Annotated in this window: 14 protein-coding genes, 2 tRNA genes and 3 rRNA genes; 16 read left to right on the top strand and 3 right to left on the bottom strand. The window is 39.7% G+C overall.

Features of this window, described 5'->3' with window-relative positions; genetic code table 11:
* Nucleotides 1-13 precede the first annotated feature (13 nt).
* Together ACZZZI_RS00805 and ACZZZI_RS00800 are read right to left on the bottom strand one after the other, a co-directional pair.
* On the bottom strand, nucleotides 14-430 hold the full coding sequence (locus ACZZZI_RS00805) for an OsmC family peroxiredoxin (protein WP_316761691.1): 417 nt from the start codon (nucleotides 428-430) through the stop codon (nucleotides 14-16).
* Nucleotides 431-512: 82 nt separating this feature from the next.
* Entirely contained in the window at nucleotides 513-1,367 is an 855-nt protein-coding gene (locus ACZZZI_RS00800; protein WP_424058578.1) for a helix-turn-helix transcriptional regulator, read from the bottom strand.
* A 178-nt stretch (nucleotides 1,368-1,545) separates the two neighbouring features.
* Between ACZZZI_RS00800 and ACZZZI_RS00795 the strand changes: the two genes are divergently transcribed.
* The 10 genes from ACZZZI_RS00795 (at nucleotide 1,546) to ACZZZI_RS00750 (ending at nucleotide 16,910) form a co-directional block, all read left to right on the top strand.
* Entirely contained in the window at nucleotides 1,546-2,244 is a 699-nt protein-coding gene (locus ACZZZI_RS00795) for a DUF1826 domain-containing protein (protein WP_463488328.1), read from the top strand.
* Nucleotides 2,245-2,959: 715 nt separating this feature from the next.
* Nucleotides 2,960-6,031, top strand: coding sequence for a SusC/RagA family TonB-linked outer membrane protein (locus ACZZZI_RS00790; RefSeq protein WP_463488327.1), 3,072 nt, complete (start codon nucleotides 2,960-2,962; stop codon nucleotides 6,029-6,031).
* A gap of 17 nt (nucleotides 6,032-6,048) precedes the next feature.
* Nucleotides 6,049-7,386 (top strand): RagB/SusD family nutrient uptake outer membrane protein, encoded by a 1,338-nt coding sequence (locus tag ACZZZI_RS00785; RefSeq protein ID WP_463488326.1) that lies wholly within the window; start codon nucleotides 6,049-6,051, stop codon nucleotides 7,384-7,386.
* Between the two features lie 16 nt (nucleotides 7,387-7,402).
* Nucleotides 7,403-10,072, top strand: a complete 2,670-nt coding sequence (locus tag ACZZZI_RS00780; protein ID WP_316761698.1) for a M14 family zinc carboxypeptidase — start codon at nucleotides 7,403-7,405, stop codon at nucleotides 10,070-10,072.
* Between the two features lie 117 nt (nucleotides 10,073-10,189).
* Nucleotides 10,190-11,173 (top strand): ATP-grasp domain-containing protein, encoded by a 984-nt coding sequence (locus ACZZZI_RS00775; RefSeq protein WP_316761702.1) that lies wholly within the window; start codon nucleotides 10,190-10,192, stop codon nucleotides 11,171-11,173.
* Nucleotides 11,170-12,207 (top strand): LLM class flavin-dependent oxidoreductase, encoded by a 1,038-nt coding sequence (locus ACZZZI_RS00770; protein WP_424058566.1) that lies wholly within the window; start codon nucleotides 11,170-11,172, stop codon nucleotides 12,205-12,207. The genes ACZZZI_RS00775 and ACZZZI_RS00770 overlap by 4 nt, the downstream gene beginning before the upstream one ends.
* 341 nt (nucleotides 12,208-12,548) lie before the next feature.
* Nucleotides 12,549-14,165, top strand: coding sequence for a glycoside hydrolase family 43 protein (locus ACZZZI_RS00765; RefSeq protein ID WP_463488325.1), 1,617 nt, complete (start codon nucleotides 12,549-12,551; stop codon nucleotides 14,163-14,165).
* Between the two features lie 28 nt (nucleotides 14,166-14,193).
* Nucleotides 14,194-15,168: a pectinesterase family protein gene (locus tag ACZZZI_RS00760; RefSeq protein WP_463488324.1), complete on the top strand. Its 975-nt coding sequence runs from the start codon at nucleotides 14,194-14,196 to the stop codon at nucleotides 15,166-15,168.
* Nucleotides 15,169-15,616: 448 nt separating this feature from the next.
* Entirely contained in the window at nucleotides 15,617-15,913 is a 297-nt protein-coding gene (locus ACZZZI_RS00755; protein WP_316761713.1) for a hypothetical protein, read from the top strand.
* A gap of 10 nt (nucleotides 15,914-15,923) precedes the next feature.
* A complete protein-coding gene (locus tag ACZZZI_RS00750) occupies nucleotides 15,924-16,910 on the top strand; it encodes a hypothetical protein (protein ID WP_463488323.1) in 987 nt (328 codons plus the stop codon).
* A 25-nt stretch (nucleotides 16,911-16,935) separates the two neighbouring features.
* On the opposite strand, the gene ACZZZI_RS00745 is transcribed toward ACZZZI_RS00750, so the two are convergent.
* Nucleotides 16,936-17,145, bottom strand: coding sequence for a DUF6965 family protein (locus tag ACZZZI_RS00745; RefSeq protein WP_316761721.1), 210 nt, complete (start codon nucleotides 17,143-17,145; stop codon nucleotides 16,936-16,938).
* Nucleotides 17,146-18,913: 1,768 nt separating this feature from the next.
* On the opposite strand from ACZZZI_RS00745, the gene ACZZZI_RS00740 reads away from it, so the two are divergent.
* From ACZZZI_RS00740 to ACZZZI_RS00715, 6 genes are all read left to right on the top strand, one after another.
* Nucleotides 18,914-20,435 (top strand): 16S ribosomal RNA (locus ACZZZI_RS00740).
* A gap of 303 nt (nucleotides 20,436-20,738) precedes the next feature.
* A tRNA-Ile gene (locus ACZZZI_RS00735) sits at nucleotides 20,739-20,813 on the top strand.
* Between the two features lie 16 nt (nucleotides 20,814-20,829).
* Nucleotides 20,830-20,903, top strand: a tRNA-Ala gene (locus tag ACZZZI_RS00730).
* 399 nt (nucleotides 20,904-21,302) lie between these two features.
* Nucleotides 21,303-24,179: ribosomal RNA gene (locus ACZZZI_RS00725) — 23S ribosomal RNA — on the top strand.
* 136 nt (nucleotides 24,180-24,315) lie between these two features.
* Nucleotides 24,316-24,427: ribosomal RNA gene (gene rrf, locus ACZZZI_RS00720) — 5S ribosomal RNA — on the top strand.
* The 16S, 23S and 5S rRNA genes sit together here with 2 tRNA genes alongside, the layout of an rRNA operon.
* Nucleotides 24,428-25,359: 932 nt before the next feature.
* Nucleotides 25,360-26,340, top strand: coding sequence for an acyl-ACP desaturase (locus ACZZZI_RS00715; RefSeq protein ID WP_316764036.1), 981 nt, complete (start codon nucleotides 25,360-25,362; stop codon nucleotides 26,338-26,340).
* The last annotated feature ends 4 nt before the right edge of the window (nucleotides 26,341-26,344 follow it).

The following is a 26,344-nucleotide window of genomic DNA, read 5'->3' as shown; positions in this document are numbered from 1 at the left end:
ATTTTATCTTTAATTAGGCTAAAAGATGTGCTTCTGAGCTTATTGGAATGCTTAATACTTTAGAGATTAAGCAATTCTTTTCCGCAATTTTGGTAATCGATCCAAAGTCATCAGCACTTAAACCTTCCACCTGACCAGTAATGTGAAGGTGTACGGTTGTGATGGACAAACCTTCCATTTGCACAATTGCCTCTGTGTGTAATGATTGTGGAGTTAAACCTTTTTCGGTTAAGGCTGCACTAACCGCCATGGTGAAACAGCCCGCATGGGCAGCCGCTAATAATTCTTCAGGATTGGTACCTGTTTCTTCGCCTGTAAAACGGGTTTTGAAACTATAGTTAGTGTGGTTTAAAATTCCACTTTGTGTAGTGATGTCGCCTTTACCTTCTTTTAGGTTACCAAACCATTGTGCTTGCGCTGTACGTTTCATGTTTTCTAGTTTTTTTTTTTGTCGTTATTGACAATGCAAATATGGAGTAGAAAACAGAAAGGCCTTTTGCTATTTGGTTCAATTATTTGGCAATTTGGTTCAACCTGTAATGGCTGGGCGTAATGCTAAATTTATCGTGAAAACTCCTGGTAAAATTGGCCAGTTCGTTAAAGCCACATTCAAAAGCAATCTCTGTAATGCGCATATTGGAAACCATTAAGAGTTCCGCTGCTTTTTCCAGTCGCTTGCTTTTAATGTAGTTGGCAGGTGTATCGTTGTAATGTTTGGCAAATTCTCTTTTGAAGGATGATAAACTGAGGTTGCAGTAATCTGCCAGTTCATTAAGGGTAATGGGAGCGAATAGATTGGCTTCTATAATTTGTTTGAAGGAATAAATGGTAGGGGAGAACAACTGCGCCAAAATCATTTGCACAGCATCGGCATTTTTAGTTTGAGAAAGTAAAATGATAATCTCCTTTAATTTCAACACCAAAATATCTTCATTAACCAACAAGGGGTTTTCGAAATAAAACAGTAACCCTTCAATATACTTCTGGATTAAAAACTCGTTGTTAATTTTTTCGCTGGTTTTGTTCGAAACATTATTTTTTGGCTGTTGCAAAAGCCTTGGCAATTCCCTGTCGTATATTTTTTTTAAAATATCGGGATGGAAATGTACAATAATCAACTTGTTTTGGCTTGCAGAACTCAAACTGGTCATATGGTTGCCAACGGTTCTGCAATTAAGCAGCACCGATTCGTTGTTGCCAACGTTTAACTGTTTCTCATCAACTTTGTATTCCATTTCATTTTCGAGCATATAATGAAAACAGGCATTATCTGCTGAAGGCATTTTGTAAACGAAAGGCGGCTTTAATACCAAAACTTCTAATAGTGTTTTGCCAAATAAGTCGTAATGTTGGTGTTCGCTGATCATCTGTTGTTGGTCCTCATCAAATATAGCAATATTAGTTTTGATGTTTTTGGTGGGGAAACTTCAACACCTTAATCGTCAATAGCAACCATGAACATCAAGTCATGCTGAGCGTAGTCGAAGTATCTGCAAACGATTTTTTGTGGGTATTGAAACTGATTATTTATTTTTGTGGGTAAGTATGGATAACAAATTTTCAGAAAGCAACCAGGTTAAAGTGGTTTCATCATTTAACGAACTGATTAGCATGAGGTTTCAGGGGGAAAACAACGCTGTTTGCTGGTTCAGGGATTTAAAAGGAGATTTCAGCGAAATCGTTTCCAAGCTGCAGGCAAAAGATGATATAACGGATATTTCTATTCAAGATCTTTTAACTTTGCCGCTGTCGGAAGAAGGAGTGATTGCAAGGGATATAATAATTAACGATCTGAATTTACTCCAGGACCTCGGTGCCTTACCTGTGCTGAACCTGATTAAAAGTTATGCACGCGATGAAGAGCTTGGCTTTATTTCTACAGATGTTTACTCCTATCATGTTGATCGTTCTGCGGAGGATACCGATACCTTTTTATGTACCTATCATGGTAAGGCAAGTGATATTATTGCTAATCATCAGGCTGAAAAAAAGGTATTGATCCCCGAGATTCGTCAAAAGCTCGAAGCATTATACGATGGGCCAGATGAAGGATTCGAAAGCTTCCTAAGTGAATATTTTTTTGATCTACATTACCAGCCTAAACCAGGTGCCACCTCAATTAATTTAGACACAGGCCATTTGTGGAAATTAGCTGTTGATCATCCTGTCCAGAGCGCTTTGCCCTGTATTCACCGTGCGCCACTAGAAAACCAAGGGGAATACCGACTGCTTTTAATATGCTAGGTAGGTGACAGGTGATGATCCATTATTCTAGTTAGTGAGAACCTCATTATCAATTAAAAACAGTAACTGATATCGATGCGGGTAATCTTGAATTTTATGTAATGTAATTGTTGATTACTCTGCTACGGAAATCGGCTGAAAAATATATAATTTAAATACTTCAACAATCTCAAAATCAATAGAGGGGAGTGATAAAAGAGCAAATCGGGCCAGACATACCCGATAAGATTTTGAATGGTTGATGTTTTTATCGTTGAATTAACGGTTAAAAGCAATTCAAAGCTTAATTTTTTTTTATCTTTTTTAGAAATAACTGCAGGCTTTCGCTCTATTCCACAGTCGTATTTAAGGTTAAATTTTGTGTATTGCAGAATTATATTCTGACTAACGTGGGTTAATGGATTTTATTGCAGAATAAAATTTGATTAAGTAACCATAATTTCTTTTATTTGTCTACTAAATCTATAGATTTAATATAATTAATCATGAACAAAAACTTACTCCTGAATTTACAACATTTTAATTTTTCAAATTCTCTTTTCATTGGCGGCCACAAATGCATTGCTCTAATGATGTGCATGTGTTATAGCATGGACTTTAACTAAACTTCTCCAGGCAGATTATAATCTGCTAAATCAAATTTCATTTTCTTTTTCCATGTAGGCCATTTGTGGTTAATGGGAAAACTATATCTAAACTTTTTAAAAATACAAAAATGAAAAATCTTTACAGAAAGGGCTTTTACCTGTTTTTTTGCGTTTTCTGGTCTGCATTGGCCAACGCACAGGTAACGCCTACAATCCAGTCCAGGTTAAACGGAACAGTACTCGATGCCGCAAACAGTCAGCCCATACCAGGTGCGGTTGTTAAAATCAAAGGTACCACCCATAGCGTATCAACAGATACAGATGGTCGCTTTAGTTTTATTACAGGGCAGAAATTTCCATACACACTCATCGTAAGTTTTATTGGGTTTGAGCAAAAGGAACAACGCGTAGATGGTAGCCCAGTTACGGTACGCTTGCAGGAGAGTCAAAACCAATTGAATGATGTTGTGGTAACAGGCTACAGTACGCAGGAAAGAAAATACATAGCAGGTTCGATTAGCAGTGTAAGCGGTTCAGTTGTTCAGAATCAACCATCAGGTGGTTTTAATCAACTGCTTCAGGGAAAAACGACTGGTGTTCAGGTAACTTCAAATTCTGGAGTTCCAGGCGGTGGAATTACTTTCCGCGTTAGGGGAAATAATTCCATTAACGCATCAGTAGATCCACTTTACATCATCGATGGGGTTTTTGTAAGTAACGCCGACCCGATATCTGCTGGTCTTGGTAATCAGCAGGCATCAAATCCGATAGCCGACCTAAATCCTTCTGATATTGAAGATATTCAGATATTAAAGGATGCCAATGCAACAGCCATTTACGGCTCTTTAGGAGCAAATGGTGTGATCATTGTAACCACTAAGCGTGGAAAGCGTAATACAAAAGCAAACATAAACTTGAATACTTTTCAAGGCTGGTCTACAGCAATTAATAAATTTGAAGTAGCCTCTGGACCAGAAGTCGCTTTGCTTACTAATGAATCACGCATTAACACAGCAATCGATAATGGCTTAAATCCAACAACGGTTGTATTACCCTTTCCAAACCCTGCCAGTCAGCCAACTTATGATAGAATAGATGGATTATTCCGTACAGCCAGAACTTCAAGTTATGAAGTTTCTACACAAGGCGGTACCGATAGAAGTACTTACTACATTGGTTTAGGTTACTTAGGCCAGGAATCTATCGTAAAACCTTCTGATTATAAGCGTTATTCTGCAAGGCTAAATTATGATACGTACTTAACCGACAAACTAAAAGTAGGAACCAGTATTAATTTTACCAGGTCGCAACGAAACCTAAGTGGCAGTGATAATAATCCAACGGGAGTAATTAACTCAGCGCTTTTTCCAAGGTCGTACTTACCAATATATAATGCAGATGGCACTTATGCCCGTTACGGAAGTTTTGATAATCACCTGGCACTAATTGAAAATCTCGACAGTAAAGCTGTAGGTTGGAGAACCATTGGCAATATTTTCGGAGAATATACTTTTCTTCCAGGCCTTAAATTGCGTAGTAGCTGGAGTATTGATAATAGTAGTGAATATGATAACAGCTACTCGAACACATTAATCAGTGCAGGTATTGCTTCAAATGGTTCAGCATCATCCATAGAAAATAAAAATCTGGTACTTACCAACGAACAAGTTTTGAGCTTTGTAAAATCTTTTGGTGCTAACAAAAAACATAACCTAAATGCGCTGATTGGTAATACCCTTAATACGGTATTGAATGAAAGTACCAGTGCAAGCGGAACTGGTTTTGCAGCGAACAGTTTACGTTCAGTATCTGTAGCGGCGACACGATCAGGCTCAGCTTCAAGGGCAGAATCTAAGCTGGTGTCCTTTTTCAGTAAAGTGAGTTATACTTTTGATGGAAAATATACGATTGATGGAAGTATTCGTGCGGATGCATCGTCAAAATTTGGAACCAATAATCGATGGGGTTATTTTCCTTCTGGAGGTGTAGCATGGCGGTTAAGTCAGGAAGAATTTATCAAAAAGCTTAACTTTTTTGATGAACTGAAAATTAGAGCCAGTTTAGGATTATCTGGCAACCAAAATGGTATTGGCGCATATGCAGCCCAAGGTTTATGGTCGTCGGGAGCTAACTACCTCGAACAGCCTGGCATCGCTCCAACGCAATTAGCTAATCCAGATTTAACATGGGAAACCACCCGACAATTTAATATTGGGGCCGAAATCGGTATTTTTAAAAACAGGTTAAGCATTATTGCAGATTACTATAATAAATATACCTACGATTTATTACTGAACGTTCCAGTACCATATCGCTCTGGTTTCGCTTCCTATTTGCAAAATTTTGGTGCAGTTAGAAATAAAGGTTTCGAACTGGGAATCAACTCAACAAATATAGAAACAGATGCTTTCCAGTGGACAACCAATTTCAACATTTCCTTTAACAATAATAAAATAGAAAAACTGGCATCAGATATTAGTCTAGGTGCTTCAGGAAGGAATATTTCTATTTTAAGACAAGGTTATTCTACTAACTCTTTTCAGTTGTACAAACAGCTTAAGGTAGATGAGCAAACGGGAAATGCAGTATATGAAGATGTGAACGGGGATGGTTTGATTACCTCTGCAGATCGCCAGATTGTTGGCAATGCGCTTCCAAATTATACAGGTGGATTGACCAATAATTTCATCTTTAAAGGATTTGATTTAAGCTTCTTCTTTTACTTTCAACAAGGAAACAAAATTATGAACATGAACGATTTCTTTATGGTTCATGGTGGTACACAAGCCAATATTGGATTTCTTCCCCGTCAGTTGGAAAGATGGCAAAAACCAGGCGATGTAACGGATATTCCAAGATTAACTACTTACAGTGCAAATCCAACACAAAATGGTGGTGCCGCAAATAATTATGGTGGAAATGTTGCCAGTTTATCATCACGCTATCTGGAAGATGGCTCGTTTATCAGACTTAAAACTTTAACCCTCGGTTATACCTTGCCTAAGGATGTATTAAGCAAAATTGGAGTAAGTAAATTTAGAATTTACGCACAAGGAACAAACCTGTTAACCTTTACAAATTATGGCGGATTGGATCCAGAGGTGAGCTCGCAATCCAATAATCAAAATACAGTGGGTTACGATTGGGCAACCGTACCTCAACCGAGAACTTTCCAGATTGGCGCCAGCGTTACTTTTTAATCCTAATGTTTAAGAAAATGAAATCATCATATATTAAAAATGCAATTTTTCTTGCCGTAGTGTTGCTGTCGGCATCCTGCAAAAAATACCTGGAAGAAGCACCCAATAATGCGCTTCCTACTGAAAACTCTATAACTGATGCCAGTACAGCCAGAGCTGCTATTATTGGTACTTACGATCGTCTGCAAGGTTATTACGCTTCAAGTTACCCCACTTTAGGCACCATTACCACAGATAACGTAATCTTTAACGGAACCTTAAGCGAATATCTTCAGCTTGATCAGAATGCCATTCCGACAGATAATGTAATTACCGTATCTGCGTATCAAAGCATTTATCGTACAATCAATTCTGCAAATAGTGTTATAGCTTATGTACCAAACGTTAACGATCCACTTTTAACTGTTGCGGAAAAGAATAAAATTTTAGGAGAGGCTTATTTTATCAGAGCACTTTCTTATTTCGACTTAGCAAGAGGTTGGGGAGGGGTACAGTTGCAACTTAAACCCACCACAGATTTAAGCGTATTGAAAGGTATTAAACGCAGCACACTCGAACAAACTTACGATCAGGTTCTTGCAGATTTAATACAGGCAGAACAATTGCTACCTGAAGATGCAACAACCAGAAATAGGGCTCAGAAAAGCGCTGCCCGTGCACTTAGAGCAAGGCTGCATCTTTACAGAAAGCAATGGGCAGATGCAGAGACATACGCAACTCAGGTAATTAACAATACAAAATATTCGTTGGTTAAACCTTATAAATCTTTTTTTACTGCACCTTTCCAAACTGCGGAATCGGTATTGGAACTTGCTTATTCGGTGAACGACAGAAACAGTTACTGGAATCTTTGGTATCCAAGTTCTTCTGGCGGACAATTTACATTAAAACCATCAGATGGATTGATAGCCAAGTTAAATAATCCAGCCATTGGAGGTACAAGAAATACGCTTATTGCGGGTAGCGGAAGTACTGTTTACGGTGTGCTTTATAATACTACGGCAACCAGCACAGATCCATCATACCTGATTAGGATTGCAGAGCTTTATTTAATAAGGGCAGAAGCAAGGGCGCAACAAAATAAACTTTCGGATGCCGCATTAGATTTAAATGCAGTTAGAGCCCGTGCTGATGTTTCGGCCACAACCGCAAGTACCCAAGTAGCATTGATACAGGCAATTGAAGATGAAAATGCTATTGAATTTGCTTTTGAAGCACACCGCTGGTTTGATTTAGTGAGAACGGAAAGAGCGGGAGCAGTGTTGGGCATAGCAAATAAAAATTTCTGGCTCTTCCCGATTCCTTATTCAGATGTGCAGTCTGACCCAGATGTTACTCAAAACCCAGGCTATTAAACTAAATCTTAACAAAATGAAAATTTTCTCAACAACATTAAAGATTGCCGTTGCATTAAGTGTTGGCTTTCTTCAGCAATCTGCCGCTCAAAACAGCTATTTCTTTCCAAAAGCCACTCAGCTAGATACGAAAATACCAACGCCAGAAGCTTTTTTAGGTTATCCCATTGGGAGTTACTTAACCCGTCACGATCAGGTTGTGGCCTATTTTCGACAACTTGAAAAGGTATCAGATAGGGTACACGTAGAAAGCATTGGTAAAACTTACGAGCAGCGGGAGCAAGTTATTGTTACCATCACCTCGGCGGCAAATTATCAAAAGCTCGAACAAATTAGGCAGGAGCACCTTTCACAAATTGACCCAGCAAAACCAGTGCTTGGAAACAGTGCGCCAATAATCATTAATTTAGGATACGGTGTACATGGAAATGAAACATCAAGTACAGAAACCAGTTTGTTAACTGGATATTTTCTTGCGGCCAGTAATGACGCCGAAACACAGAAGTGGTTATCAGAATCTGTGATTTTTATAGATCCATCATTAAATCCAGATGGCCGTGACCGGGCGGCTAATTGGTTAAACGCCTATCATTCTTTTCCGCCAGTTGGCGATCCTGCCGACAAGGAGCATCAGGAAGGCTGGCCAGGTGGACGAACTAACCACTACTTTACCGATTTAAACCGTGATTGGCTAAATCTAGTACAGGTTGAAAGTCGAAACCGACTAACTTTTTTTCATAAATGGTATCCAAATGTGCAGATTGATTTCCACGAGCAAGGTACCAATGCAACTTACTATTTTGAGCCAACCCCAAAAAGTCACGAAAGCCCAATTATTCCACAATTTCTTTACGATTATCAGGTTACTTTGGCGAAATATCATGCAAAAGCACTTGATGACATCGGTTCATTTTATTTCACAAAAGAGAATTATGATAACCTATCCCCAATATACGGATCAACTTATCCTAAGTTTTTTGGTTCAGTTGCCGCAACATTTGAACAGGCCCGTTCTTTAGGTATTGTTCAGGAATCTACAAATGGCCCCTTAACGTTTGCCTTCACGATTCGCAATCATCTGGCAACCAGTTTTTCAACAATTAAAGGCGCTGTAGCCGAAAAGGCAGGTTTATTTAAAGTTCAGAAAGATTTTTTTAAATATGCGCTTGAACAAGGTCAAAAAAATCCAGCTAAAGGATTTGTATTTGGCGATAAGAATGATCAAAACCTGACTCAAAAATTTCTTGGGCTCTTGCTGCAGCACCATGTAGAAGTTTACGAACTTGCTGATAACCTTAGTCAGGATGGTAAAACTTTTGAGAAAAATAACTCATACATTGTTCCATCAGCACAGGCTAACTTTTTAATCGTTCACTCTATTTTCGAGGAAAACGCATTAAAGGATAGTATTTTTTATGACAATACGGGCTGGAGCATCATTCACGCTTATGGCTTAAAGTATGCTAAGCTAAATGGCGCATTTTCGAAGGGTGCTATAGTTAAAAATCTTCCTATAGCAAGCAAGTCATTAAATATCGAAAAAGGCGCCTATGCTTACCTGATTAATTCCAGTGATTATAATTATACCAAAGCACTTTACCAGTTACAATTAAAAAACATCCTGGTAAAAACAGCATTTAAATCTTTTGTTGCCAATACCTCAAGTGGTAAAAAAACCTATTTACCAGGCGCACTGGTTATTCCTGTTGTTGGCCAAACTGTTTCTGCCGATTCACTTTTGGCTTCCTTAAATAATGTTGCCAAATCGGCCAATATCGAAATTACCCCCGTTTCAAGTGGATTTAGTGCTGAAGGTATAGATCTTGGGAGTAGTAATGTTAAAGCGGTACGTAAACCTGAAGTGGCACTCGCCTTCGGCCAGGGCGTTACTTCTTCTGAAGCAGGTCAGGTATGGTTTTTATTAAATCAACAACTGGATCTTCCGGTAACCAAATTGGATTTACAAAGCTTTGCCAGAACTTCACTTAACCGTTATAATGTTCTTGTGCTTCCTGGAGGAAATTATAGTGCCTGGGATAAAGCGACTGTAGATAAAATTAAAAGCTGGGTAAATGATGGAGGAACTTTAATTACTTTTCAGACCGCCACACAATGGGCTGTTCAGCAGGAAATTGTAAAAGAGAAACTTTCTCAAACAGAAACTTCATCTAGAAGAGGCGATTTACCGCCAGTTAATTTCTCGGCAGAGAAGCCTGGCGATGATAGCAAAAAAGATCAGCCTAAAGCAACTGGAAATAACGCAGGGGTTAAATTGCCAAAACCAACTTCTGAAAGATTGGATTATACCCGACAAGAAGATGTAGAAGGTTCGAAAAGAATTAATGGTGCCATATTTGTTTCCGATTTAGATATTTCTCATCCAATTGCATTCGGGGTTAATTCACGCAAATTATTCATAAATAAAAACGGATCTACGCTATTGCTTCCCAGTGCAAATAAGTATGCAACAGTAGCGCAGTATACAGCAAAACCGTTGATTAATGGGTATTCTTCAAAAATAAATACGGCAAAGGTTGCTAATTCTGCAGCAATAATTGCAACAGGAATTGGAAATGGAGAAGTTATTCTTTTTGCTGATGATCCGACTTATCGCGGCTATTGGCTAGGAACGGCCAGATTATTTCTGAACGCTGTTTTTTTTGGAAACCTGATTGGCGGAAGATAACTGCTATGATTTTAGGGCAGCTTTCTCTGCCCTAAAATCATAGCAAAGTAGGACTGCATTCTTTTACTGGATTTTTTATCCAAATCAATTAATACTTAACAGCTTAAAAAAAATAAGATGAGCTCAATATCTATTTCTTACGAACAACCCGATTGGTTTAAGCCTTTGTTTGCTGAACTTGAAAAACGTGGCATCCCATTCCAAACCACAAATCCGACAAAACATTTTTTCGCTATAGAAGATGGTAAGCCTGAATTTGATTTGTTTTTTAACCGCATGAGCCCTTCAGCATACCTTAGAGATGGTGTACAGGGAACTTTTTACACATTAAATTATCTAAAATTTTTAGAAGAACATGGGGTAAGGGTAATTAACGGTTATAAAGCATTTACCTATGAAACTTCAAAAGCCTTACAGCTGTTGCTTTTGCAGAAACTCGGTATTCGTTATCCGAAATCAAGGGTTATAAACCATACCTCACAAATAGAAAAAGCAATAGCTGGTCTTCGTTTTCCAATCGTAATTAAAGCAAATATTGGTGGTAGTGGGGCTGGTATAGAAAAATTCGATTCTCTCGAAGATGTACAAGTGGCTATCGACGAAAAGGGCATAGATTTTGGAATTGACCATACGGCTTTGGTGCAGGAATTTATTCCAGCAAGAGGAGGATATATTACCAGAGTAGAAACCCTGGGAGGTAAATATTTATACGGAATTAGGGTTTATACCGATGGCGAAAGTTTTAATCTTTGTCCTGCAGATATTTGCCAAACTACAACAGGACATGATCTGATTCGAAATGCCTGTGCTATCGATGCACCTAAAAACGGACTTAAGGTAGAAGCTTTTACGCCATCAAAAGAAATTATTGAAAATATAGAAAGAATTGTGCAAGAAAGTGGTATCGATGTAGGCGGAATTGAATACATCATCGATGATCGTGATGGCGAAGTTCTTTATTATGATGTTAACGCACTTTCGAATTTTGTGGCCGACGCCGTAAATGTAATCGGGTTTAATCCGCACGAAAGATTGGTTGATTTTTTAGAAACGCAGCTGGAAATTGTTAAAAGTACACAAACAACTTACTCACAAATATGAGATACGGATATTGGTTACCCGTTTTCGGAGGATGGCTACGGAACGTGGAAAATGAAAATATGGAAGCTTCCTGGGATTATGTAAAAAGGCTGGCCGTTAGAAGCGAAGAAATAGGTTTCGATCTGGCATTAATCGCAGAGTTGAATTTAAATGATATTAAGGGAGAAGGTGCGCCATCACTCGATGCATGGTCAACTGCTGCGGCGTTGGCTGCGGTAACCAGCAAACAAGAACTTATGGTTGCCGTTAGGCCTACTTTTCACAATCCCGCCCTTTTAGCCAAACAGGCTGCTAATATTGATCATATTAGCGGCGGTCGACTTTCACTGAATCTGGTATCTTCCTGGTGGAAAGACGAAGCCGAAAAATTTGGAGTAAACTTTGAGCAGCACGACGATCGATATGCCCGTTCTGCCGAATGGCTGGAAGTATTGGATAATGTTTGGAAGAAAGACAATTTTAGCTTCGATGGTAAATTTTACAAGGTAAAAGATAACATTCTGCAGCCAAAACCCCTCTCTTCTCCTCGGCCGCCCATTTATGCTGGAGGCGAATCTGAAGCGGCCAAAGATCTGATCTCTTCGACCTGTGATGGCTATGTAATGCATGGCGATTCACCAGAATTAATTGCCAGGCGTATTGCAGATTTATCAGAACGAAGAGACAAAAAAGGCTTACCACCAATGCAGTTCGGCGTTGCAGCGTATAGCATTATTCGCAACACCGAACAAGAAGTAAAAAAGGAAGTGGATAGAATTACCAATGTACAAGAAGGCAGTTCGGGCTATAAAAATTATCAGCAATGGATAGCAGGTACCCAACTGGAGCAACAAGTATCACTAACGGATTACTCTGTATCTAACCGCGGTTTAAGAAGTGGACTGACTGGAACGCCAGCACAAGTGCAAGATAGGATTGGTGAATTCGAGAAGATCGGTGTAAACTTTTTTCTTCTTCAATGTAGTCCACAGCTTGAAGAGATGGAACGTTTTGCAGATACAATAATCCAAAATGAAACTGTATCATCAATCTAGTAGCATTAAATTGGAATAAGATTCATTATTTTAATTATCCTATATGTGTAATTAAAAAAACGGTATGCAGTATAAGTTATTGAAGCAATCCCCTAGAAAGGATTGCTTTTTTATAGTCCAATATCTTTAAAAGCCTTGTCTGATTACTAACTTCAAAATAAAAAGATATTTACTAATAAATAATAGCTTTATTTTAGCTAGTTCTGTTTAATTTTAGGAACTGATTGTCGACCTGTTAAAATGTGGCGCTCAATTTTAATAATTGCACTTAATGATACTTTTTTGAATTTATGAGGATTTTTTACAACATATCTATTGTTTTTCTTTTAACGTTTGGATGCTTGACACTGTTCGGGCAGAAAAAAAAATTAACAAAAGAGAATTTAAATATTAAGTCTATTTCACAAACCTGGATATCAGATCAGGGAAATGGCACTTACCGAAATCCTGTAATAGATGCAGATTATTCTGATCCAGATGTTATCCGTGTTAACGATGATTACTACATGGTTTCCTCAAGCTTTGATGCTGTTCCGGGATTACCCATATTACACTCCAAAGATTTAATAAACTGGACTATAATTAACCACGCTTTATTGCGTCAACCGCCTTATGAGCATTTTTCGAAAACACAACATGGAAATGGTGTTTGGGCGCCCTCAATTCGATACCATAATGGTGAGTTTTATATTTATTACCCGGATCCTGATTTCGGAATTTATTTAACCAAGGCAAAGGATCCCGCTGGAGAGTGGTCGGTACCAATTTTGGTTGAAGCAGGGAAAGGGTTAATCGATCCGTGCCCTCTTTGGGATGAAAATGGTAAAGTTTATCTAGCCTATGCTTATGCAGGAAGCCGTTCGGGAATTAAAAGTGTTATTGCGGTTAAGGAACTTAATAACCAGGGAACAAAAACCACCAACACAGGAAAAATAGTTTACGATGGACATGAGTTAGACCCAACAATAGAAGGTCCGAAACTTTACAAACGAAACGGTTTCTATTATATTTTCGCACCTGCTGGAGGCGTTTCTACTGGGTGGCAGTTGATCTTAAGATCAAAAAATATCAATGGCCCCTATGAACGAAAGGTTGCAATGGACCAGGGCAATACATCAATTAACGGGCCTCATCAAGGTGCCTGGGTAGTTACCCAAACTGGCGAGGACTGGTTTTTTCACTTTCAGGATAAAGGTGTTTATGGGAGGGTAGTGCATCTACAGCCTATGAAATGGATAAACGATTGGCCTGTTATTGGCGAAGACAAAGATGGCGACGGTAAAGGGCAACCAACATTGTCTTTTAAAAAACCTAATATCGGAAAGATCTGGCCAATTTCTACACCTGCAGAAAGTGATGAATTTAATGATCCATCCCCTGGCCGTCAATGGCAGTGGCAGGCAAACCCAAAAGCAACCTGGTCTTTTATGAATGTTGAAAAAGGCGCATTGAGATTATACACCGATCAAATTCCAGATAGCGCTAAAAACTATTACGAAGTTCCAAATATTTTGTTGCAGAAGTTTCCAACGGAAGAATTTGTGGTAACCACCAAACTCCGCTTTTCGCCAAATCCAAAACTCGAAAATGAACGTGTTGGTTTAATGGTAATGGGTTTAGATTATGCAAACATAAGTTTGATAAGCACTAAAAATGGTACTGATATTATTTATGGCGTTGCAAAGGGAGCCAATAAGGGAAAAGTAGAAATTGAAAAGAAGATAGGAAGACTAATTTCAAAAGATGTTTATTTTAGGGTAACGGTTAAAAAAAATGGTAGGTGCCAATTTAGCTATAGTGAAGATGGTAATCAGTTTACCAATGCCGGAGAATTATTTCAAGCTGAACCAGGCCATTGGATTGGTGCTAAAGTGGGGCTTTTTGCAAGCAGGAAAGATAAAACCAATGATTCAGGTTATGCAGATTTTGATTGGTTTCGACTTACATCAATAAAATAATTCAAAATTCTTAGCCAGATAAAACATTATGAAACCGATAAAATTTATAATACTTTTTTTATTAATTGCCTTCCAAACAAAAGCTCAGGTAAAACAAATTACCGTTGCACAAGATGGGAGCGGAGATTTTAAAACGATACAGGAAGCGGTAATTTCCGTCCGAGATCACTCACAACTAAAAGTAACGATTCTGGTTAAAGAGGGTATTTATAATGAAAAATTAGTTATACCTGCCTGGAAAAAGAACATTTCCATAATTGGCGAAAATAAAGAGCGAACCATCATTAGTCATAATGATTATTCGGGTAAAGAATTTCCGACCAAGGATTTTACAGGAAACAATAAATATAGCACCTATACTTCGTACACGGTTTTAATTCAAGGAAATGATTGCAGTCTTGAAAATTTAACCATCGAAAATACAGCGGGCAGAATTGGGCAGGCTGTTGCACTGAGTATCGAGTCCGATAGATTTAAAGCTAAAAACTGTATAATAAAAGGGAATCAAGACACATTATATACATCGAAGGATGGAAGGAATTATTTTGAATCGTGTTACATAGAAGGTACAACCGATTTTATTTTTGGCGAAGCGACAGTTGTTTTTCAAAGTTGCACAATAAAAAGTTTATCCAATTCTTTTATAACTGCAGCTTCAACTACCTCTGCACAAAAATATGGCTATGTTTTTTTCGATTGTAATTTAATTGCTGCGGAGCATGTAGACAAGGTTTATCTAGGTCGTCCGTGGCGACCTTATGCCAAAACAGTATTTATCCGCACGGTACTTGGAAAACATATTATTCCTTCGGGTTGGGATGCCTGGGCTGGCGATCCTATGTTCGCAAATAAAGATAAAACAGCATATTATGCAGAATATCAGAATACTGGACCAGGCGCTGATGTCTCTAAGCGTGTCAAATGGTCTAGACAGCTAAAAAACAGCGAATTTCGTCAATATACACTCAAAAATATTTTTAGTGGTTGGAATCCTTTAATTTAAAAAGTATCACTGAAATTAGCTGCTAGCCTTAATTTTTTGATTATTTCAATTTTATCCTAAACAAGTTTTTAGTAAATAAAATCTTTGAAACTATGTAGAATGGATTTGTATTTCTTAAGAAATTTTTAGTTGTGATGATGTTGGTAGAGAATAGCAGCAATGAGGCTTGCACCCAGTATTACAATAAAAATAATTAATAATTTATTGGAATGGTTCTCCTCTGAGTTTTTCATATTGTTTTCGACAGCCCGTTTAAAAAAACAAATCCAAATGCCAGGTTACATTTTTCGACTCCGATCGGAGAAAAAGGATTAATTTAAGTGATTTTATTTATTGCCCAAAAATGATTTTTAGGTTATCTAAATAAAATACGTGATTTCGGGTATTGTTATTGGCATTACTTTCCTATAGTTTTAATAACAGTAAACTTAATTTACATTCTGCATTTATGGCCTACTATGGAAACATTTTAACAGTATTATCCTCTACTGATGATATACTTGAGCAGATTAAAGTGGTTTTGCAAAACAATGATGTAAAAAATCAACTGCTAGGTCAAACATTTTTTATAGAAACTTCCTCTAAAGAAAATACAAGGGCTATCCTCAACGGCCTTGATGCACAGGGTATTCATTATTTATGGTTCCACAATCACATCTCTGATGGTTCGAGGGTATATACTGGTCAAGTTAATGCAACAGAATTCGAAAATGTTCGACGTATTTTGTTAGAATCACATACGTAATTATTTGGTTATGAGAAATATGGTGTCGGCTTTGCTCATGTTAATTCCGTTATTTAGTATCGCTCAAAAGAATTTTAATAATTATTTTCAGTTTTATTCCATTGGGGATGACCCGAATATTGGTTATCGAACAAGTATCATACCATCAGAAAAACTAATTTTCGAAGCAAACCCAAATGTTCGCTACAGCTTTTACAACAACATTCAAAAGGGACTTTTGAATGAAAAAACACAGAATCATGTGTCGGCCTGGTATGTGGCTTTTCGTCCGCAGATTCGAATGTATGATCGTGCTTCGCTACCTGTTGTGATGCCGTCCTATCGAGTGTTTTTAGGTACCCAACATATGTTCAGATTAAAAAATGATAATTTCTTATCATTTTCTTTAGAAAGCGGACATTATTCGAACGGACAATCGGGGAGTGCATTTTCAGAAACGCTTGTTGATGGAACAAAAGAAAGCGAAGCGTTATACAATGATATAACTCCTGAAACCAATCTATCAGCGATCTTAAATCGTAAGAGTGGAAACTTTTCAACCAATTTAAGCGAACTATTATTCAATTATCGTAATAACCATTATTCCGATAATATTCCTGTTCGGGTACATTCTATAACTGGAGGACTCGTTTTTTATCACAATCGCTTTCTGGGCATCGGTAAATTTGGAGGCTATAGTGCTAATGATATTAAGTTATATGGGCGTTATAGGTGGCAGTTGGGTTATGAATTTACAAAACAACTTACTAACTTTCGCTATTCTATTGCTGAAAAGATGGAACTTATTGGAGGAGCTCACCCCTCAGTTGAGCCTTTTAGAAGCGAAACTATTGCAAGTGTTTATCCTTTTAAAAGTATGCAGGCGCTCGGCTTTTTTGTGAATTATACATTCGGCCATGATAACTATAATTATCGCTTTGTAGATTCAGGCAGTAATTTGTTTTTTGGTGTTACCTGGTCTGGTTTTCCGCCTTTTGCCATGAAGGGCGATTTTTAATTAGTCTTTTCTGTTGAGTGGAAACCTAGCTATTCGATTCAATCAATAATTTCATAGCTTTTAAACGCCATAACAGTGGTTGGTTTACCCTTGAATCTGGTTCAGTTCGAAGTGGAATAAAATGACTTTCCAGAAAATGCTGATAATCATTTACAATCGTTGCAGGGTTGAGCATAATTGGTTCTTTCGGCTTTTCGGCAGTTTTAAAATATTGTTCAAGTTCAGAAATAGACATAAACCAAAGGTAAGGAAATGGAGCCTGTTATGAGAGCTGAATAAGTAATTAATTTTCCTGAAAACACTTTATGCTAGTTTTGAAGAAGTTAAAATCGTGGAAACTAAATAACTTCTTAACAAATGCTAATATTAAGCATAAATCGTATGCATTTCTTATACTATATACAGAACATTTATTTAATAAACTCAAGCGTTTAAATCTCCGAGGATTTATTTTCTAATAAGTAGCCAAAAAATCTCTTGGCCCCAATCCCGCTACTACCCTTTATGGCCATTTAAAACCTTCGCGGATAATTCCCCATTTGTCATCAGGATTTAGCCAGGGTAAACACAGGCTTTATACAGGGTTACGCACCCTGTTATAACCGAGTCCTGACCGAGTTTACACCCTGTTATCACCCTGTTAACCCTAGCCAAAAAAATCTCTGGTCAACTAAGAAACTTTGCCCGAATACAGCTGTCCCTCTCATCAACTTTAAAACCCTTAACTGATTAACTTCGAAATCCCCTTTAATCGATGTTATTTAATTTTCTACCATTCTAGTGAAACCTTTGTAATATCTGTAAAAACAATAATTTCAACATCTGACATCCATATATATACTACCTACTATTACATAAAACTAGTAAACCTTCTATATGTCCTATCTATCTATATGGCTAAAAACCGCAACCCGCAAACTAATCCGCCATCAACTTAGATGTTCTAAGGGTTCTTAGATGGTTAAAATTCGGGCAACATATAACTAAATCCGCCTTTAACATAAATGTCCTATCTATCTATATGGCTAAAAAACCCGCAACATGCAAACTAATCCGCCATCAACTTAGATGTTCTAAGACTTCTTATATGGTTAAAATTCGGGCAACATATAACTAAATCCGCCTTTAACATAAATGTCCTATCTATCTATATGGCTAAAAACCGCAACGTGCAAACTAATCCGCCATCAACTTAGATGTTCTAAGACTTATTAGATGGTTAAAATTCGGGCGACAGGTAACAAAATGCTTTTCAGTCCCCGACATTTAGCATCCAAGACGCCCAGCCAAACAAACCAGGTTTAAAAAAGTTTTCATTTTTTCTTATTGATCTTCATGGAGTTAGTGTGGTGGTGTCAAATAAAAGCGGGGCAGGCTTTGTTGGAGCGAATAATTTTTCTACTTTTGCATCCCGCTTCGGAAGGAAGGGAAAAGATGTTTGAGGTATTGTAGAGCAGGAAAAGGAGCTTAAATTATTTTAAAATAAGCTTTGCAGAAATGCTAAATATTATTACCTTTGCATCCCGCTTCGGAAGGAAGAGGGGAAAAAATGAAAGACTGGGAATAAGGGTTGTTAGCGAGAGAAATAAGTGATAATGATTAACCTTTAAAACAAACGAAAAAATAAAAATTATTTTATTTGGAAGTTTAAAAAAGATTCCTACCTTTGCACTCCCAACGGAAACGAAGGGAAACAAAAAGATCGGAACGGCGGATGTCGGGAAGATAAAAAAACGAGATTGAAACGGATGAAACATATGCAGGACGAATAAGACCAGCAGAAACTGAAACCCGAAGATATATAAAAAGGCCGCCGCGAGGTACTGAGCCGAATAAGTTCTTAAAAGAGATGTCAATGTAGCGCAAGCGGGGTAATGAAGTACGGATTCAAGTACAGAGTACCGAAGCTTGATTTTAAAGTCAATGTCTGACAGACATAATTAAAAAAAAGAAGACTATTTTTAACAATAGTTAAAACTGGTCAGAATCTTACAACACATTTTACAATGGAGAGTTTGATCCTGGCTCAGGATGAACGCTAGCGGCAGGCCTAATACATGCAAGTCGAACGAGATTATCCAGCTTGCTGGATATGAAAGTGGCGCACGGGTGCGTAACGCGTATGCAACCTACCTTAATCAGGGGGATAGCCCGAAGAAATTCGGATTAACACCGCATAAAAACACAGAATAGCATTATTCAATGTTCAAATATTTATAGGATTAAGATGGGCATGCGTGTCATTAGCTAGTTGGCGGGGTAACGGCCCACCAAGGCGACGATGACTAGGGGATCTGAGAGGATGACCCCCCACACTGGTACTGAGACACGGACCAGACTCCTACGGGAGGCAGCAGTAAGGAATATTGGTCAATGGAGGCAACTCTGAACCAGCCATGCCGCGTGCAGGAAGACGGCCCTATGGGTTGTAAACTGCTTTTATCTGGGAATAAACCTTTTTACGTGTAAGAAGCTGAATGTACCAGAAGAATAAGGATCGGCTAACTCCGTGCCAGCAGCCGCGGTAATACGGAGGATCCAAGCGTTATCCGGATTTATTGGGTTTAAAGGGTGCGTAGGCGGCCTGTTAAGTCAGAGGTGAAAGACGGTAGCTCAACTATCGCAGTGCCTTTGATACTGACGGGCTTGAATAAACTAGAGGTAGGCGGAATGAGACAAGTAGCGGTGAAATGCATAGATATGTCTCAGAACACCGATTGCGAAGGCAGCTTACTATGGTTTTATTGACGCTGAGGCACGAAAGCGTGGGGATCAAACAGGATTAGATACCCTGGTAGTCCACGCCCTAAACGATGAATACTCGCTGTTAGCGATATACAGTTAGCGGCTAAGCGAAAGCGTTAAGTATTCCACCTGGGGAGTACGCTCGCAAGAGTGAAACTCAAAGGAATTGACGGGGGCCCGCACAAGCGGAGGAGCATGTGGTTTAATTCGATGATACGCGAGGAACCTTACCCGGGCTTGAAAGTTAGTGAATTATCTAGAGATAGATAAGTGAGCAATCACACGAAACTAGGTGCTGCATGGCTGTCGTCAGCTCGTGCCGTGAGGTGTTGGGTTAAGTCCCGCAACGAGCGCAACCCCTATGTTTAGTTGCCAGCATGTAATGATGGGGACTCTAAACAGACTGCCTGTGCAAACAGAGAGGAAGGAGGGGACGACGTCAAGTCATCATGGCCCTTACGTCCGGGGCTACACACGTGCTACAATGGATGGTACAGAGGGCAGCTACATAGCAATATGATGCGAATCTCACAAAGCCATTCACAGTTCGGATTGGGGTCTGCAACTCGACCCCATGAAGTTGGATTCGCTAGTAATCGCGTATCAGCAATGACGCGGTGAATACGTTCCCGGGCCTTGTACACACCGCCCGTCAAGCCATGGAAGTTGGGGGTACCTAAAGTATGTAACCGTAAGGAGCGTCCTAGGGTAAAACCGATAACTGGGGCTAAGTCGTAACAAGGTAGCCGTACCGGAAGGTGCGGCTGGAATACCTCCTTTCTGGAGCAGAGTTGACTACTCGCTGCGCAACATGATACTCTAATAAGTAAAAAAGTTATAAGTGGTAAGTTGTAGGTTATACGTTGAAGGTTAAAAGTTGAAAGATATTATTCTTATACTATATACCGGGTACGAAAGAACCAAACAACCAACCAACGAAAAAACGAAAAGAAAACAAAGAAACACCCAGAAGAAATGACGGTTGTCCCAATAACCAAAAAGACATCGGCACGGACAGCTAGGTAAGCAAAGGAAGCGGTAGCGGTAATATACTAACCCGCAACTATAAGCAACCTAACAAGAAGTCCCGTAGCTCAGCCTGGTTAGAGCACTACACTGATAATGTAGGGGTCTCCAGTTCAAATCTGGACGGGACTACAAAATCAAATCCTTTGGGGGATTAGCTCAGCTGGCTAGAGCGCCTGCCTTGCACGCAGGAGGTCAACGGTTCGACTCCGTTATTCTCCACACCTGAGCGGAAAGCTCAGCGACGAAAGCAGAAAGCTTTTAAAAAACAGGATTACCGGGATCGGTATACTACATTGACATAACAAGAAAAGAAGAAACGCCATGGGGCATATATAATAAATCTATATTATATAAAACGGTTCGAGACCGCAGTTTTTTACTAACAAGATGAAGCTAAAGGCTTGAGCGCAGACAATGAAACCTGCAATCTTATACCCTTTACTTAGGTCTTAGTAAAGTTCTTTGACATATTGGAAGAAGTTAAAAAAGAAGAGCAAACAACAATAGGCGACTGTTGTGTTTGTGCTCACTTAAAGGAATCGCAAGAGACTGATAAGTATGAGACATCATAACAAGAGCAAAAAAGCATACTATACGGCGCAAAAGGCGTATAAGTAGAAGAAAGTAATAAAGAGTACACGGGGGATGCCTTGGCTCTCAGAGGCGATGAAGGACGTGATAAGCTGCGATAAGCTTCGGGTATTTGCAAATAGGAATTAATCCGAAGATTTCCGAATGGGGCAACCCGGCATGTTGAAGACATGTCACATATAATGAGCAAACCTGCCGAACTGAAACATCTAAGTAAGCAGAGGAAGAGAAAATAATAATGATTTCCTAAGTAGTGGCGAGCGAACGGGAAAGAGCCCAAACCTACTTTGTTACGGCAAAGTGGGGGTTGTAGGACTACGATGTGGTATTAACAAACAGAAGTGGAATGGGATGGGAAGCCCAGCGATACACGGTGATAGCCCGGTACACGTATAGAATGTTAGCCTAGTAGTATCCTGAGTACCGCGAGGTCGGAGACGCCTTGTGGGAATCTGCCGGCACCATCCGGTAAGGCTAAATACTCCTGAGAGACCGATAGTGAACCAGTACCGTGAGGGAAAGGTGAAAAGAACCCCGAACAGGGGAGTGAAATAGAACCTGAAACCGTGTACTTACAAGCGGTCGGAGCGTCCAGGTGGCGTGACGGCGTGCCTTTTGCATAATGAGCCTACGAGTTACTCTTCTCTGGCAAGGTTAAGTGTTTAAGACACGGATCCGAAGCGAAAGCGAGTCTGAATAGGGCGTATAGTCAGAGGAGGTAGACGCGAAACCTTGTGATCTACCCATGGACAGGTTGAAGGTGCGGTAACACGTACTGGAGGACCGAACCGATAAACGTTGAAAAGTTTCCGGATGATCTGTGGGTAGGGGTGAAAGGCTAATCAAACTGGGAAATAGCTCGTACTCCCCGAAATGTTTTTAGGAACAGCGTGGATATTAAGTTATATAGAGGTAGAGCTACTGATTGGGTGCGGGGGAGTCAAATCCTACCAAATCCAGACAAACTCCGAATGCTATATAATATGATCTGCAGTGAGGCCCGGGGTGCTAAGGTCACGGGCCGAGAGGGAAAGAACCCAGACCATCAGCTAAGGTCCCTAAGTGTACGCTAAGTTGAACTAACGAGGTCCGATTGCACAGACAGCTAGGATGTTGGCTTGGAAGCAGCCATTCATTTAAAGAGTGCGTAACAGCTCACTAGTCGAGCGATCGGGCATGGATAATAAACGGGCATTAAGTGTATCACCGAAGCTATGGGATTGAAATATATCGGTAGGGGAGCATTCTATATGCAGCGAAGGTATCTGGTAATGGGTGCTGGAGCGTATAGAAAAGCAAATGTAGGCATAAGTAACGATAAGGCGGGCGAGAAACCCGCCCACCGAAAGGATAAGGTTTCCTGATCAACGCTAATCGGATCAGGGTTAGTCGGGTCCTAAGGAGAACCCGAAGGGGATATTCGATGGACAACTGGTTAATATTCCAGTACTTTTTATAACTGCGATGTGGGGACGGAGTAGTGACACTGCCGCGATCTGACGGAATAGATCGTTAAAGGGCGTAGGTATTAGGACTGTAGGCAAATCCGCAGACCTAGCTGAAACCTAATAGTACCGCGAGACTTCGGTTGAGTGGATAGAGCAGGTAAACAGACTTCCAAGAAAAACCGCTAAGCTTCAGGTTATAAAAACCCGTACCGCAAACCGACACAGGTATCCGGGAAGAGGATTCTAAGGTGCTCGAGTGAATCATGGCTAAGGAACTCGGCAAAATGGCCCTGTAACTTCGGGAGAAGGGGCGCTGGCAGTAATGTCAGCCGCAGTGAAAAGGCCCAGGCGACTGTTTAACAAAAACACATGGCTTTGCAAAATCGAAAGATGAAGTATAAGGCCTGACACCTGCCCGGTGCTGGAAGGTTAAGAGGGGATGTCATCCGCAAGGAGAAGCATTGAATCGAAGCCCCAGTAAACGGCGGCCGTAACTATAACGGTCCTAAGGTAGCGAAATTCCTTGTCGGGTAAGTTCCGACCTGCACGAATGGTGTAACGATCTGGGCGCTGTCTCAGCCATGAGCTCGGTGAAATTGTGGTCCCGGTGAAGACGCCGGGTACCCGCAACGGGACGGAAAGACCCCATGCACCTTCACTACAATTTAACATTGACATTGGATACAGGATGTGTAGGATAGGTGGGAGGCTTTGAAGCGGCGTCGCTAGGCGTCGTGGAGCCAACGTTGAAATACCACCCTTTCTGTATTCGGTGTCTAATCCCGCTAAGCGGGAGACATTGTTTGATGGGTAGTTTGACTGGGGTGGTCGCCTCCAAAAAGGTAACGGAGGCTTTCAAAGGTAAGCTCAATACGCTTGGTAACCGTATGAGGAGTGCAATAGCATAAGCTTGCTTGACTGTGAGACAGACAAGTCGATCAGGGTCGAAAGACGGATATAGTGATCCGGTGGTTCTGCATGGAAGGGCCATCGCTCAAAGGATAAAAGGTACGCTGGGGATAACAGGCTGATCTCCCCCAAGAGCTCATATCGACGGGGAGGTTTGGCACCTCGATGTCGGCTCGTCACATCCTGGGGCTGGAGAAGGTCCCAAGGGTTCGGCTGTTCGCCGATTAAAGTGGCACGCGAGCTGGGTTCAGAACGTCGCGAGACAGTTCGGTCCCTATCTGTTGTGGGCGTAGGAATTTTGAGTGGGGCTGACCTTAGTACGAGAGGACCGGGTTGGACTAGCCTCTAGTGAATCTGTTGTTCCGCCAGGGGCATTGCAGAGTAGCTACGCTGGGAATAGATAAGCGCTGAAAGCATCTAAGTGCGAAACTAGCCACGAGATGAGAATTCCATATAGGACCGTAGAAGACTACTACGTTGATAGGCTACAGATGTAAAGCTGGTGACAGCATAGTCGAGTAGTACTAATCATCCGAAGCTTTCAAAAGCAACATACTGTTGTTTGTTCTTCAAAACTTAACTTCTTTCAATAATATGTCATTTAAGTTGTAGGTTATAAGTTGTAGGTGGTACGTTAAAACGTAAAAGCTAATACTTAAAACGTAACACTTATTTAAAAACATTTAGGTGCCTATATCGGTGGTGTCCACCTCTTCCCATTCCGAACAGAGAAGTTAAGCCCACCAGAGCCGATGGTACTGCGGTAACACGTGGGAGAGTAGGTCGGTGCCAAATCTTAAACTGCTAAAAGCAGATTAATAAAAGAACCCTTGTAGTAACAACTGCAGGGGTTTCTTGGTTTACAGGGTTTTTTATGATGCTTAAAGCGGAAAGCTAAAAGACTAAAACAGAAAGATTAAAGACCAAAGTGGTTAAGGGTAACAGGATATTAATTTCACCAGGTAAGACATCCTAAGGGAATCTAAGTTTTCCAGTTTCATTTAAGGGTTATTAATAAATTCCTTCAGACTAAAGGGAAGAGCACAGATTGTTAGATGCGAGAAGACTAAAGCTTAAAGCGGAAAGCTTAAGTTAGGCATCAATCTGATGGTGACAGAATGTTAATTTTACCAGCTAAGATATCTAAGGGCATCTAAGGTTTCCAGTTTCATTTAAAGGATTACTAATATAATTCCTTCAGACTAAAGGGAAGAGCGCAGATTATTGGATGCTAGAAGACTAAAGCAGAATGCTGGGGATTTCAATTGATCTATTGTTTATGCTGAAAGCTTAAAGACTAAAGCAGAAAGCTAAAAGACCAAAGTGGTTAAGGGTAACTGGATATTAATTTTACCAGCTAAGACATCTTAGGGCATCTAAGGTATCCATGTTCATGTAAGGGCTTATTAGGTTTTTTTATTTGTTTTGGGCAGGATGAATGGTTCCAAAAAGTATCTGGCCTTGCGCTTTAAACCTGATGGTAGCGAAAATCCTTTTTGGATGGGCAGGCTTCATCCGATCGGGTACTTCCAATGACCAAAAAGATTGTAGCAAACAGCAGGACTGCATTGGCCCACAAGCACCAGAATTGTTTTACTGAAAAAAAATACGCTTTTTAGGGTATAATATCTATCATATTTAAAACTGATTGTAGTCAAATATGTTAATATTGTAAAGATTTGCCGTAATATTTGGTTATCTTTGCTAGCGATAATACATAACAGATAATGAGCTTTTTTGCAGATAAAAGAAGGGAAGTAATGATGCATATTGAAAAATATATGCTTGAATCTATGGGTACCTACTTAAAACCAATTGATACTAACTGGCAACCATCAGATTTTTTACCAGATTCTACAAGTGAAACTTTTTATCAGGATATCAGGGATTTAAGGGATAATGCAAAAGACCTTTCTTATGATTTAGTAGCTGTTTTAATTGGTGATACGATTACTGAAGAGGCATTACCAACTTACGAATCGTGGTTAGCTATGGTGGATGGACACAGCAAGGATGAAGAAGGTGGCTGGATGAAATGGGTACGTCATTGGACTGCTGAAGAAAACCGCCATGGTGATTTATTAAATAAATATTTGTATTTATCTGGACGCGTCGATATGCGTCAAATGGAAATTTCTACGCAGTATTTAATTGCTGATGGTTTTGATATTGGTACTGGTCATGATCCTTATCGTAACTTTATTTATACTTCTTTTCAAGAGTTGGCAACGAATGTTTCACATAGACGTGTGGCTTCTTTAGCTAAAAAGGATGGTGATACTTTATTATCTAAAATGTGTGGTGTGATTGCTTCTGATGAAGCCAGACATGCTAAAGCATATAAAGATTTTATGAATCGTATTTTTGAGGTTGATCCTAATGAAGCGATGCTTGCCTTTGAGGATATGATGCGTAAAAAAATTGTAATGCCAGCACATTTCTTACGTGAAGTAGGCTTGAAAATTGGACAAACGTTTGGCCATTTTACAGATGCTGCACAGCGTTTAGGGGTTTACACAGCTGTTGATTATGTTGATATTATGCAACAATTAATTATTGATTGGAAAATTGAAGGCATGCGTGATTTAGATGAAGCTGGTGAAAAAGCTCGCGATTACATCATGAATTTACCTTCGAGGTTGCTTCGTGTTGCAGAGCGAATGAAAAATCCTACTATTGATTATAAATTTAGCTGGATCGCTGGTTAAAATA

This window comes from Pedobacter sp. AC190 (assembly GCF_979258025.1).
The sequence above is the reverse complement of the archived record's forward strand: the minus strand, read 5'-3'. Positions and strand labels throughout refer to the sequence as shown.